The sequence below is a fragment of the Candidatus Peregrinibacteria bacterium genome, assembly GCA_016220175.1.
Classification (GTDB): Bacteria; Patescibacteriota; Gracilibacteria; order CAIRYL01; family CAIRYL01; genus JACRHZ01.
The window spans coordinates 12,195-25,784 of record JACRHZ010000030.1; the positions used below are offsets into that span (position 1 = coordinate 12,195).

Sequence of the window (13,590 nt, forward strand, 5' to 3'; positions counted from 1 at the left end):
ACATACGAATATTGAAAAAAAATATTTCAGGAGTACAATTCGACTATGCATTTCGAGCAATTTCGTGAGGCAATTCAAAAAGACTCAAGGGGACTTCACTTTGACCGTATCAAAAAAGCATTTTTGTATGCGCAGAAAGCACACAAATCACAAAAAAGAGAGTCAGGTGCTCCATACATAATGCATCCCTTGAGTGTCGCTTTTCTTCTCTTTCAAAATAATGCGGATGAAGAAACCATTGTTGCTGCCCTTCTTCACGATACGATTGAAGATACTCCTTACACAGAAAAAGATATTCGTCGAGAATTCGGGAGTGAGATATTGAGACTCGTGAAAGGCGTCACTAAATTTCCTAAATTTCATAAAAATAATGGCGAGCGTATTCATGGACCTATTGATATCCGGACGGAAACCATCAACAAATGGCTCGTTGCTTTTAACAAAGATCTTCGTATTGCCCTTATTAAAATATTTGATCGTCTTCATAATATGCGGACAATTGAAGGACTTTTCAGTGCAGAGAAACGCATTGTGAAATCTCAAGAAACGCTTGATGTTTTTGCACCGGTGGCACACATGCTTTCTCTCGGGGAAGTTCGCCTTGAATTAGAGCAGATATCACTTTCACAAATTCTTCCTTCCGAGGAATTTCGGCAACTCAAAAAGAAAATTGAAAAGAGAGAAAGAAATATCTCGAAACTCATATCACACCTCAAAAATAAATTTCATTGTCATAAAGATTTCCAGAAATTTATCATGAAGCCGTATCCAATTTCATACGCAAAAGTATACTTCAGGTCACACGAAGGCATGTCGGACGAAGAAATTTTAAAAAGCACAGTATCATGCGTAGTCATGTCACTCGAAGAATGTTATCAAGCGCTTTCATGTTTTCATGGTCATTGGAGGCAAAAAAAAGATTCATTTGCAGATTTTATTAATACCCCGAAAATAAATGGCTACAGGGCTCTCCACACGAAAATTATTCTCGAAGACGGACAGGAGGTTCAGCTCAGAATCATGACGGAGGAAATGATGCGATACTCTCAAAAAGGAGTAACTACCTTTTGTTTTTCAGAACGTGGAAAAAGACACGAAATCCCATGGATGAGTATGCTCCAGAAAGTACTCGCCGGAAATGCCGAAAAAAGTCAGGAGTTTTGGAAAGGAATTCAATCAGACCTACTCCAAAATTTTATTATTCTCCATGGTCCCCATGATCAAATTATTTCCCTTCCCAAGAGATCAACATATCTCGATGCCGCTTTTTCCTATTTGAAAGATAAGGCGGTTTTTGTAAGAGATATTCTCGTGAATGGAGCAAAGGTTCCTCCCTCCACTTGTGTGGAAGATAAAGCACGGGTGGATTTTGTCCTCGACACAACGGAAAATGTAAAATATGAATGGCTGGAAGCAGTCGATACGTCTTTAAGCATGGAATACATCAAAAATGATCTTCGGAAAAGAAGTACTCTTGAAAAAAGAAATACAGGAAAAAGGCTTTTGCAGGAGAATTTTGATAGAAATAATCTCGGGAGTGTCCAGAATCTGAAAGATGAAAGAATTCTTAAAATTTTTCGTGATCTTGATATCCATGGAGTTTCTGATCTTCTCGAACGTCTTGGAGAAGCGAGTATTTTCGCTGATGAAGTTGCAGATCGCATTCTTCGCGAACAGGGGGTCAAGATTAGCCACGATATTCCAACGGTGCATCAACTTGCCTGCGTTGTTCATCATGATAAACTCGAGACATTTCTGCGTATTTTTGATGGAGTTCTTGAAAAAGTTCAACTGGAAAAAAAAGATGGGAATTATTATTCGGTAAATCTCGCTATTACGGCTTCTCGTGAGCAAAAAAGACAACTGCTTCAGGTGGTAAAAAGAACTACTGATGTAAAAATTGATCGAAAAGATATTGTGGATGAATACAGTATTTTCCCGCTTTTTTTCCTTGGAATTATTAGTTGTATTTGGGCAGCGGGAAATGTGTTTTCCTATTTTCTTATCCATACTGAGCATATCCATCCTTTCCTTTTTGCACTTGTACGCTTATGGACTATTTCTCTTCTCCTCGGAGGTATTGCTCTTACGAGGAGGAAGCTTGAAAATGCAGGAGATATTTCTACTCCATTCTCTGCATCCCCGTTTGGATTTCTCGCAGCAGCCATTTCTTTTACTGCTTTTACAGTATTTTCGTATTACACTCTTAGCTTTTTTACTCCTTCGGAGTATGTTCTTACTCTTTTTCCAAATTCCGTTATTGTGCTCTTCTCTTTATTTTTTGAACAAAGAATATTTCCATGGAGTCGAATCCTCCTCATTTCATTCCTCTCATTTGGGGGATATCTTCTTCTTTTTGGTGGAGGGGATTCGATCCCTATCGAGGGAAAATTAAGTGCGCTTTTTGGATGCCTCAGTTTTGGGGTATATACATATTTGAGCACCTATTTTCAAAGAAAACTTGGCATTCAATACCAGTATTTAAGGTTTCTTCTCATGATTTTCCTCTTTTCCTCACTCATTATTGCTGGAGTCTTCACGTTCATTGATTTCCCGTTTCCCACCGCGCGAGAACTCGAAATACTGGTACTTTATTCACTCTTCTTCCCCGGAATTGCGTATATTTTTTATTATTTTCTTATCTACAAGAATGGATACACGACGTACATGGTGTACAGTATTTTTGGATTTCTCATATTTTCATATGTGTGGCAGGTAATATTTCTCAAAATACCACTCCAGACGCATGAGTTTTTTGCCAGTATCGTGTTTGGTCTTGCGGTGTATCTCGTAGCAAAAATTTATCCAAAACTCCACCATAAAGCCATAGATACTTCGTTTTAATTTTTGCGCTAAGAAATTTTTCCTCAGAATTTCTTTTCATCTGAAACTCGCGGAATAAGAAGTAAGCGATCCTTTAGAAGATGGACTTTTTTCAAAGAAACTGTAATACTCCGCGGGTCTCTTATTTTGCTTGTGCATGAATACTCCGCAAAAGTTTTTTGGGTTTTTGCTCCTGCCGATTCTCACATTTATTCTCGGAGTTGCGCTCTCGGGAGAGATATATCAGAACAAGCGTCCTAAAATTTACCTTCCTCAGGAACCAATAGTTTCAGAGGCGCAGAAAATTGATACGCAGATTTTTTGGACAGCCCTTCAGCGATGGGAAGAAAGTGCTGAACCATCTGAAAAAGGAGCCGTTGAAAAATTTCGAACGACTATCGAAAAAACAATCGATATTCTGGAAAATACCCAAAAAGTAGATCTCAGCAAATTATGGGAGGCGCTTCAAGTTGTTGAAAACGAATATGTGGATCCCGAAAAAGTTAACGCAAATACTCTTTCGGAATGGCTCGTAAGAGGTCTTATCTCAAGCTTGGAAGATGATTATTCGAGCTACATGTCGCGAGAAGAATCCCAAACTTTTGATGAAGAACTTGCCGGTGAGCTTGAGGGGATTGGTGCTGAGCTTACTATGAGGAATTCTCTTGTTACTGTTGTATCCCCTCTCAGAAACTCTCCAGCGGAACAAGCTGGAATTTTTCCGGAAGATGTAATTGCAACTGTTGACGGAGAAAGTGTTGATGGGATGACTCTTTTGGAGGTGGTAAACAAAATTCGAGGAAAAAATGGGACAAAAGTTGTTCTCGGCATACTCAGGAAAACAGAGACGAATATCCTCGACATTGAAATAACACGGAAACACATTGTGGTGGAAAGTGTAAAATTGGAAATGAAAAATGGAATTGCAGTACTTGAGGTGAGTCAATTTGGAGACCATACAAAGGAGGAGTTTGAAAAGTATCTCCGCGAAGCAATTGCTGGGAATCCTCGTGGAATTGTTTTGGATCTCAGATTTAATCCCGGGGGATATTTAGATAGCGCTGTCGACATGGTTTCATTTTTTGTAAAGGAGGGGAAAGTCGTGATTCAAAAAGAGCGCGCTCCCACAATTACGAATAGATTTGTAAATGGAAGGGTTCTTACAGATCTCCCGCTTGTGGTGCTCATAAATGGCGGATCCGCAAGCGCTGCTGAGATTGTTGCTGGTGCTCTCAGGGATCATAATCGCGCTATTCTTATTGGAGAAACAAGTTTTGGAAAGGGAACAGTTCAGGAAATTGTTCCGATGAGTGATGGGGCAAAATTGCGACTAACGGTAGCAAAATGGCTTACCCCGAATGGTCTTGATATTAGCAAAAAGGGAATCGAGCCCGATATTGCTCTGAAGAGAGAAATATCTGATTTCGAAACGAACAAAGATCCCCAAATGGAAGCGGCGTTAAAAATACTCAGAAGAGAAGCAAAACCAGAAGATTTTGAAAATGTTTCGGAAAACGCAAAAAAGTTATTTCCGGGAGAAGCATCAATATTGCCAAAATAGAGGTCAACTTTTTTTCGCAAGCGTATACACTTGCTGAATCCACTTTTCGAGAATGGCGGGTGATCTTTTAAATTTTCGATCGAATACCCGAAATGTTTGAGTTTTTATGCCACAAAACCAGAATCTTCCGATGGCCCAATTTTTTTTAAAGGGCATTCCAATGAGCCAATAAAACCACTTTGGACTATCGCACGTAATAAAAACTCGCGCAGTCTTTCCGATGAGAAGTTTTTGAGGGAGGAGTTTATTTTGAGGTGTGTATTTATAGGCAAATCCAGGCGTAAAGTTTTGATCTACCCAATTTTTTAGAATAGCAGGAGCATCAAACCACCAGAGCGGATGAATGATAATAAGTTCATCTGCCCAAGATATTTTTTTTTGCATTTCGAGTCGTGATTTGTCTTCAGGAATATTTCGAATATCTTCGAATTTGAGAAAATCTTGTCTCCACTCGGTCTCATAAAGATTCAGAATTTCCACTTCATGAAAAGCTTCCTCCGATCCTTTTTGAAAGGCTTTCGCAATCCTATGAGTAAATCCTTTTGTACTCGGATGAGCAGTAACAATAAGTTTTTTCATTGCAGAGAAAGATATTTCTGAAAAACGTTACCACACACATGAAGAGTTTTATGAACCTCTCTGCAGGGTGAGAAGAATGATGAAACAAGCAGTGAGCGAGAGAAAAAAGAGCACCATGAAGAGCGCTTTTCCAATTCTCGTCTGATGGAGTTTGTTCTTCAAAAATGTGACGGTTTGCTCCACTTCCATTTGAGAATTTTTTGATTCGAGGAGTGGAACTGAGTTTTTCAGTTCAGATTCCAAATATCCCACTTGATGGTGCAAGGTGAGGAGGAGCTTTTCTTTTTCTGCAAGATTTTCTTTTGTTGCCTCCCACAGAATTTTATATTTATTTATGGAAGACGCGTCAGAAGCCGTGTGTTGTGAATGAGACGCAATGCTCACTATGTGCGGATTTTGAATCTCATCTGTTGATTTAAGGTGCAAGAGATCGGATTTATGAAAAAACAACATTCCATTTTTGCGAACGGGATTCATTCTCCCCGATTTTACATGCCGATCCAATGTTCTTGTAGAAATCTCAAGAAAATTGGCCGCTTCTTTTCGTCCAAAAAGATTTTCTTCTGTGTCGATCATATATGATAAGAAAAATTCTCGCCCATTGTTGCAAAAATTTGAGAAAATGAGAAGTCGTGATTCTGCAGATATGAATTCGCAAATAGCATCTTCCCGCGTCGCTTCAGGAAGGGGAAATGATCTTTATTTCAATTTCATGATGACATACTCAAATTTTCCTCCCGGAGCATTTACAATAATTGAATCTCCCTTCTTTTTCCCAAGAACCGCTGATCCAACAGGGGATTCATTCGAAATTCTTGCTGACATTGGATCCGCTTCAGTTGATCCAACAATGGTATATTCTTCTTCTTCCTTGGTCTTGGAATTTGAAAGGACTACTGTCGATCCAATTCTCGCTACTCCGGCTTTTGCGGAAGCAATAATTTTCGCATTTTTTACCTTCTTCTCGAGCTCTAAAATACGACCTTCAATAAATGCTTGTTCATTTTTTGCTTCTTCATATTCGGAGTTTTCGGAAAGATCGCCGTACGAAATTGCTTCCTTCAACCTTCTCGCTACCTCTCGCCTCTTTTCCGTCGTGAGAAATTCAAGTTCCTGTTTTAAAGCGGAAAGTCCATCTTCCGTGATAAGAACAGCATCTTTTCCTACAGAATTTTCTGTGACTGAAGGAGCGAGAATATCCTTTGGCAATATGGACTTTGGAAGAACTTTTGGAATGAGCACTTTTTTTGGAGGTACTTTTTGAGGACGTGCAGATGATTTTGATTTTTTCGCACTTTTTACTGATTTTTTTGTGGTCATAAAAAAGAAATAAAGAAAAAAATCCTTAAATTACATATTTTTTTTATGTTTTTCGGAAGACTTCAAAGTAGGAGAGAAATCTCTTCTTTTTTTGGTCATCATTTCAAGTTCTTGAAGAAGGTCAGATCCGGCGGGAGTATTTTTAAACGAAATAACTTTCCCTTTTTTTTGAGCGATATCTCCATCTTTAATTTTTACACTTGTTGGATGATCTCTGAGTTTTTGGAGAACTTTTGCTTCAATCTGACGAATACGTTCCCTGGTAACGCCAAACTCCTTTCCCACTTCTTCAAGTGTATGAGAAACTCCGTCGAGCAGTCCGAATCTCATTTCGATAATCTTTCTCTCTCTTGGGGAAAGATACATGAGCATCGAATGAATATTCTCCTTCAAAATCTGTCGAGAAGTCGATTCTACCGGGGAAATACTATCACTGTCTTCAATAAAATCTCCGAGTTTCGAGTCTTCTTCCGCTCCAACAGGAGCTTCGAGTGAAACGATATCTTGAGATATCTTCAAGATATGTCGCACTTTTTTCACCTCTAAATCCATTTCTGCCGAGAGTTCCTCAACGGTAGGATCTCGCCCAAGTTCCTGCATAAGCCTCCTCTTGGTATGGGTCAATTTGTTGATGGTTTCCACCATGTGCACCGGAATTCTGATCGTACGAGCCTGATCGGCAATAGCACGCGTGATTGCTTGACGAATCCACCAAGTGGCATACGTGGAAAATTTAAAACCGCGTTTATAGTCAAATTTTTCTACTGCTCGAAACAGACCGATATTTCCTTCCTGAATGAGATCCAGAAAAGAAAGTCCACGGCCGATGTATTTTTTAGAAATTGAAACAACAAGACGCAAATTCGCCTCGGCGAGATGTTGTTTCGCTGCGGCATCTCCCTTCTCAATGCGCTTTGCAAGACTCACCTCTTCTTCTGCCTTGAGGAGCGGAACTCTTCCGATCTCAGAAAGATACATCCGAACAGAATCATTTGAAATTTCAGAAAGAGCAATTTGTTGCCGAGTGAGCGCTTCCTCTTCTGGCTTTTCCTCAGCCTCTTCAGGCTCTTCTCCCGGCTTTTCTTTCTCCGGCGCTTTTTCTTCTTCCTGAGCATCCTCAAAAAAATCGTAATCCGCATCTTCTTCTGTCTCTTCCATTTCCTTCTTTTCATCAAATACCTGCTCTTCATCTCCTTCTTCTTCTACTTTTTTCTTTTTTGCAGGTGCTTTTTTTTGTTTTTCCTCAGCTCCCAAAACTTGCTGAGAATCCCAAATAAGAGTATCTCTTACATCAATTACCTCAATTCCGAGCTCCAAAAAAATAGTATAGACTTTATCGAGAAGATCGAGATCGTCTTCTGCATTCGGAATTGCCTTCATGAGCTCTTGTTGTGTCACAAAGCCATGAGAACGACCCTTTTGGATAAGCTCTTGAACTTCAGGAGGAAATTCTCCAAGCTCTTCTTTCGTAGGTTGTCTGATAAAAGTGGTATGTTTGGCCACAGAAGAAAGAAAAAAGTCTAAAAACGTGCGACAAGACGGGTGAGATCATGGAGTTTTTTCAGGAGTTCTTTTTCTAGGGTACTCCCTTTCGAGGCCTGTTTCAGCATTTGGGCCGCTTTTCTTTGTTCGTTCACAATGAGTGACTTGTTGAGCGTTTTTACTATTTTCCGGACAGTTTCTTCACGAGATTCTTCCGGAAGATGATCATTTTGTCCTTCAAAGAACAAAGTGATGAGTTCTATTTTTTTCGCTTCATCTTGAGGAAGTTTGCGTACAAGTTTCTCTGGGTCCAAAACGCCCGAAACATTGTACTCTTCCTCGAGAGAATTATAAAATCTTTTTTCGAGAGAATTTTCTCCAATGAGACCTATAAGGAGTCGATCGCGAATAATTGGAAAAAGCTCTGGAAAAGCACAAATAGCACCCACCAGATATGAAAAGGGAGATACTTTTTCGTGAGACAATATTTCTTCTTCGTCGGAAGAGGGATTTTTTTCTTTCCATCGTCTTTCAAGAGGGGATTTTGCAAATTTTCCATATTCTTTTTGGAGAATCAGTTCGGATGTTTGGAGCCGTTCTGCTAATCTTTTGAGATAAAAGTTCTTCTCGATTTCGCTCGGAAAAAGAACGATAAATGAAAAAAATTCTTCAAGAATATTTTTTTGATCTTCCACATTTTCTGTGTTTTTTCCCTCAAAATTTTTTTCAAAAAGATACTCCATTACCGGTTTTCTCTGACCGAGTGCCGAGATAAATTTTTCAGGAGCATTTCTGAGCGCTTCATCTGGGTCTTTTCCATCAGGAATTTCGAGAATAAAAATGTGAGATCCTCCTTGAATTGCCGTTTGGATTCCGCGTTTTGTTGCCGCCACTCCTGCAGAATCGGCATCAAAAGCAAATACGATATTTTTGGTAAATCGGTGGATGATTTTGACGTGTTCTTCTGAAAGAGCGACGCCGCTTACTGCTACCGTATTTTCAATTCCCGCGTTATGACATGCAATCACGTCATAATACCCTTCGACCACAAGGCAGAAATCTGTTTTTTTTATGGCTTCACGAGCGAAATTCATGCCGTAGAGAAGAGAGCTTTTTTTATAAAGTTCTGTTTCAGGGGAATTCAAATATTTCGGGTCGCCTTTTTCAAAAATTCGTCCTCCAAATCCGACAAGTGAGCCGTGGAGATCAAAAATAGGGAAAGTAATGCGTTTTCGGAATCGGTCATACACTTCCCCGGGAGTGTCGTCTTTTTGGCTCACAACGCCGACTTCTAACATTTCCTTATGCGAATAATTTTTTGAAAGCAAATATTTTTCGAGAGCGTGGAAGTCATCTTTTGCATATCCGATTCCAAACTTTGTGAGAACAGCTTCGGAAATATTCCGTTTTGCTACTTCCTCCTGTACGCGGACATTTTTTTGATAATTTTCTCGGAAGAAATTCTGGGTTTCTTCAAGGAGCGAGAGCATTCTGATTTTTTGGTCAGGAGACTCTGACTTTTTCGTGGAGTAAGAAGTGAGTTGAATTCCCGCCATATTTGCGAGAATTTTCAGCGCTTCCGAAAAATCGACATGTTCTATCTTTTCAACAAATGCAAACATATCGCCTCCGTTCTGGCACGCAAAACACCACGCGAGTCCTTTTTCTGGACTGACAAGGAGTGAAGGAGCATGATCATTATGAAAAGGGCAGAGTCCTTTTAGGTTTCGTCCAGCCTTTTTGAGCGGAACATATTTTTCTACCACGTCTACAATGGAAAGCCGGGATTTAATGTCTTGGATTGCATCCATAGGCAGTTAGGAATCAGGAATTAGGAATTAGGAGTTAGGAATGGGAAGTAATAAACAGGCACTCGAGATTCGAGATTCTCATGAGAAAAAATCAAGGAAACCATGTCAATCAAGATTAAGAGCAGAGGAGATAGTAGCGGAAAAGGAGGAAAGATTGCAAAGGAAAAGCAAAAGAACCCACTTTTTACAAAATGGGAATCTTTCGCCTTCGGAAACGCTTATAGTTCCCGGAATCAAAACCTTTTCGCCTATTTGAGTTCTACTTCTGCGCCTGCATCTTGAAGTTTTTTCTGCATATCTTTCGCATCAGCTTCTTTTATGCCCTCTTTTACTGCCTTCGGAGCACCATCAACGAGGTCTTTTGCCTCTTTGAGTCCAAGTCCGGTAATTTCGCGAACAACTTTGATCACGTTAATTTTTGCTTGTCCGCCAGATTTGAGGATGACATCAAATGTATCTTTTACCTCTTGAGCGTCACCACCTGCAGTGCCACCGCCGGCAGCAGCGACTGCGACTGGAGCAGCAGCAGAAACACCAAACTTGTTTTCCATGTGTTTAACTACTGCAGCAAGGTCGAGAACTGTGAGCTTCTCTACGAGCTCAAGAATTTTTTCTCCATCTTTAGAGAGTTCTGGGAGAGTTTTTGCATCGTTTGACATGTTGAAATGAATAAAATGATAAAAAAAATTTTAAATTTTAAATTTTAAATTTTAAAACAAATCTTAATTTTTAAGTTTTAAAAATTAGTATTTAGGATTTATTTTTACATTTTACATTTAAAATTTTAAATTATCCGGCTATTTCCTCCTGTGCCCGCACTTGATCAAGCGCTCTCACAAATCCGCCAAGGAGATTTCTTCCAATTCCCACAAATCCGGAAAGAGGAGCCACGAGAGACCCCAAGAATTTTGCGAGAAGTTCTTCGCGTGAAGGAAGGCGAGAAAGTGTGAGAACTTCTAATGCGCTCATGAGTTTTTTGTCCATAATTCCAATGCTCATTTCGATCTTTTCATTCGTTTTTGCGAATTTTGCAAGAATTTTTGAAGAAATAATAGGATCTTGATATGAAAATGCGGCTCCAACTGGACCACCAATTGTTTCCTGAGTAAATCCGCTGATACCATTCGCTTCTGCGGCTTTTTGGAACAGTGTTTTTTTGGCAATGACGAATTCAACCCCATGCACACGGAGAGCTTTTCGGAGATCAGAGATTTCATTCACGGTGAGTCCCAAGTTCTTTGCAAATACTACGGATTTTGAACGTCCAAATTTATCGACAAGTCCGCTGAGAATTTCTTCTTTTTGTTGCCGTGTTACAGCCATGATATCACCTCCTTTTGCATTTGCTGCATATAAAAAATAAAAAGTCTTTGTGCATTTCACAAAGACCGTAATGAGGAGAAAATTCTTGATGAATCTTCTCTTATCTCTCGGTTGGTCTTTTTCCAGGCTTGCCAGGATGCCAACGGTCTTTGAGAAAGCGGGGAGAGTGTACGAGGATTTGGAGGGGAATGCAAGTTTTTTTGATTTTGTACTTTTATTTTGGTGGTTCTGGAAGGTATCGAAGTGTGTCAATAGCATGGCTCAACGCCGCAATAAAATCTGAAGCGCCTCTTTCTTCAGGAGAAACTTCTTGCATTTTTAAGAATGTATCGACGTCTTTGAGGAGGACAGTAGTAGAATCAGAAATAATTTTCTTTACTTTTTCATTTCTTGCAGAATCTGAGGAGTTATAAAGTTCATCTGCGGAGTAGGCGGTAAGGGGAAGAAGGGCATGAGCGACAAAATTTATTCTCTTCGCTAAAACTGAAACATCTTTCCAGTTTTCTGGATCTTCGTCGCCTGGAAGCTTCATTTGATTTTCATTCCATCTTTTACAAATTGTATTTATTTCTTGAGGAAAAGTTGGCATTGCACTTTCTATTGTTGAGAGTGCTATTTCTATCATCTTATCTCGAATTTTCTTTGATGTTGTAAGGGCGTGCATGTTATGAAAAAAGCTGTCTATCGCTCCGTCAGTGTACCCAGCTCTCCCTGCTAGTTCCAGAAGGTTATTTTCAAAACCAGGTATTTTCTCTTGAGAAAGCATTTCAGATGTTTTGACGAAATCTTCAGCACAACGCAGAAGTAATCGGCTTTCTTCAACTGGTTTCCCGGCTGAATCTATTAACTGACTTGGCTCTGTCTTCGACGCCCTTAGTATTTGCCTTAAAAGAACAATCCAGCTTGAATCTTGTATTTCTCTATCGCCGGTTCTACCATTAATAGAAAATCGAATGCCAGATGTTCCATTTTTTGAATCATCAAAAACAGAAGTGGAAATAACGTCCACCAAAGTAACTTCGCGAGTTTTTCCAGTAGGCAAAGCCTGACCCTGATTATCAGTTGTACATTCTTCAACAATGAGTTTTGTGGTTAGAGGGCAACCTGCACGCAGCAGTTCATAAGCGGTATCTCCGGGATGGTGATCTCCTATAAAAAATATTTCTTTATTATGCTGATAAAGCATTGGCACTTGCTGTGCAACCAATGAGTCGCTTTCATTAGGATGTCTTTCGCCTCCGACGGCAAGCAAAAAATGAGAAGACTCAAAACCACTTCGTAATGCTTGGAGTGACATTATTCTTTTGTCGTTTCCTTGTGATTCATGTGGAAATGTTTTTGCATAAAAATCAAAATATTTCATACAAAAATCAGCAATTTTTCGCATTACTTCTTTCTTTTCTGGAACTTGAAGTGCTTCTGACTGTTTATCTTCTGCGCCAAAAACATCATCAATTCCTATGACGCCTGCACGCAGAGCAATTATCGCGGCTGTAAACAACCCTCCAAGCCTCAAAGACTCTCTTCGAGTAATTTCTGAATTGATGCCTATTGGCGCTTCTCCTTCTCTCGGTCTTTCAAGCATATTTTTAAAAATTATAAGTGGTCATAATAATACTTTTTTAAGTTTTGTCAATGAATTTATGGTGTTTCCGTGCAAGTCACGCCCTTTCAGCCGGGCTCGCCTGATCCCAGGTCGCCTTCTGGCGTGATTGAGATTGAGCCACGGTCATTCGTGGACGCATGACCTCCACAAAAAATAATTACAAATAGATTCAGGGGCGAGCGCGTTGCACTCGCCCCAAATGCCCAGCCCTACTTCGACTTCTTCTTCAGCCATCTCCGTTGGGAGGCTTTAACCTCCACGTTTTTTCCGTGTTTCGCATTCTTTTTGTACCCCTTTGAGACCTTGCCACGGCTCATCGATCCTTGTGCCATTGGGGGAATCCTCTAGAAGCAGAAGCCCATCATATACAGAGGGCATCTGCGTTTGAGAGGTGCAACGGTTTCCCGTGTCTATCACGAGAACAATGCACCTCAGGAGCTTTTATCCATTTTCGTTTTATAATCTTGTAAATGGCTAAAAACTGCTGAGGACATTATTCCATGTGATTATTTCTCAAACACAGATGTCTCTATACTTCCAATGGTTTTAATGACCATATTTAGGAAGCGCATTATATATTTAAAATAAAAAATGTCAAGTAATTATTATTACTTGTTAATTTTTTTAAAGTATCTCACTTCTCCTTAAAACCCTCCCACTTCCTGCCAACTTCTGATGGTCATTGCAGGAGAGACTTCTGCGATATCAATTTCTATTTTTCGCACCACGTCATCAGCAGTTCCAATCACTTGAATAGTTCGATCTTCATTTCCATCTCCCAAAACGGGAAGTATTTCACACGAATCTCCACCAATAGGAAGAATTGTGTTTCCTGCATAATTCACATCTTCAGAGAGCTCCCAAAGTGCTGTTTCTGCACAAGCATCTGCAAGAGCTTTTGCCTTTGCTGATTTTTGTATCACCATACTCGTATCATTTGCCGTAACCGCCAAGGAAAGTACCGTTGACGCAATCGCGCCCGCGATAATCGCGCTGATAACTGCGCTGATGACGACGATGTAGCCGGAAGGAGAGGAAGAGGAGGTCATGGGCAGGGAGGAGGAAGTAGGAATAAGGAAGTAGGA

11 protein-coding genes are annotated in these 13,590 nt (G+C 40.0%); 2 read left to right on the forward strand and 9 right to left on the reverse strand.

Annotated features, from left to right (window positions below; translation table 11 throughout):
• Positions 1 to 45 precede the first annotated feature (45 nt).
• On the forward strand, positions 46 to 2,844 hold the full coding sequence (locus tag HZA38_02830) for an HD domain-containing protein (protein MBI5414425.1): 2,799 nt from the start codon (positions 46 to 48) through the stop codon (positions 2,842 to 2,844).
• 136 nt (positions 2,845 to 2,980) lie between these two features.
• Entirely contained in the window at positions 2,981 to 4,384 is a 1,404-nt protein-coding gene (locus tag HZA38_02835; protein ID MBI5414426.1) for a S41 family peptidase, read from the forward strand.
• A 3-nt stretch (positions 4,385 to 4,387) separates the two neighbouring features.
• Here the strand turns inward: HZA38_02835 and HZA38_02840 are convergent, their stop codons facing one another.
• The 9 genes from HZA38_02840 to HZA38_02880 form a co-directional block, all read right to left on the reverse strand.
• A complete protein-coding gene (locus HZA38_02840) occupies positions 4,388 to 4,963 on the reverse strand; it encodes an NAD(P)H-dependent oxidoreductase (protein MBI5414427.1) in 576 nt (191 codons plus the stop codon).
• A gap of 48 nt (positions 4,964 to 5,011) precedes the next feature.
• Positions 5,012 to 5,539, reverse strand: a complete 528-nt coding sequence (locus tag HZA38_02845; protein ID MBI5414428.1) for a helix-turn-helix domain-containing protein — start codon at positions 5,537 to 5,539, stop codon at positions 5,012 to 5,014.
• A 123-nt stretch (positions 5,540 to 5,662) separates the two neighbouring features.
• The gene (gene greA, locus HZA38_02850; protein MBI5414429.1) at positions 5,663 to 6,283 is read right to left on the reverse strand and encodes a transcription elongation factor GreA; all 621 of its coding nucleotides are present in this window, start codon (positions 6,281 to 6,283) and stop codon (positions 5,663 to 5,665) included.
• 30 nt (positions 6,284 to 6,313) lie between these two features.
• A complete protein-coding gene (gene rpoD / locus HZA38_02855; protein ID MBI5414430.1) occupies positions 6,314 to 7,786 on the reverse strand; it encodes an RNA polymerase sigma factor RpoD in 1,473 nt (490 codons plus the stop codon).
• 17 nt (positions 7,787 to 7,803) lie between these two features.
• Positions 7,804 to 9,576 (reverse strand): DNA primase, encoded by a 1,773-nt coding sequence (locus tag HZA38_02860; GenBank protein MBI5414431.1) that lies wholly within the window; start codon positions 9,574 to 9,576, stop codon positions 7,804 to 7,806.
• Positions 9,577 to 9,824: 248 nt separating this feature from the next.
• Positions 9,825 to 10,235: a 50S ribosomal protein L7/L12 gene (gene rplL, locus HZA38_02865; GenBank protein ID MBI5414432.1), complete on the reverse strand. Its 411-nt coding sequence runs from the start codon at positions 10,233 to 10,235 to the stop codon at positions 9,825 to 9,827.
• A gap of 130 nt (positions 10,236 to 10,365) precedes the next feature.
• A complete protein-coding gene (locus HZA38_02870; GenBank protein ID MBI5414433.1) occupies positions 10,366 to 11,157 on the reverse strand; it encodes a 50S ribosomal protein L10 in 792 nt (263 codons plus the stop codon).
• Positions 11,114 to 12,484, reverse strand: a complete 1,371-nt coding sequence (locus HZA38_02875; protein ID MBI5414434.1) for a hypothetical protein — start codon at positions 12,482 to 12,484, stop codon at positions 11,114 to 11,116. The genes HZA38_02870 and HZA38_02875 overlap by 44 nt, the downstream gene beginning before the upstream one ends.
• Positions 12,485 to 13,149: 665 nt before the next feature.
• Positions 13,150 to 13,554: a hypothetical protein gene (locus tag HZA38_02880; GenBank protein MBI5414435.1), complete on the reverse strand. Its 405-nt coding sequence runs from the start codon at positions 13,552 to 13,554 to the stop codon at positions 13,150 to 13,152.
• Between the last annotated feature and the right edge of the window lie 36 nt (positions 13,555 to 13,590).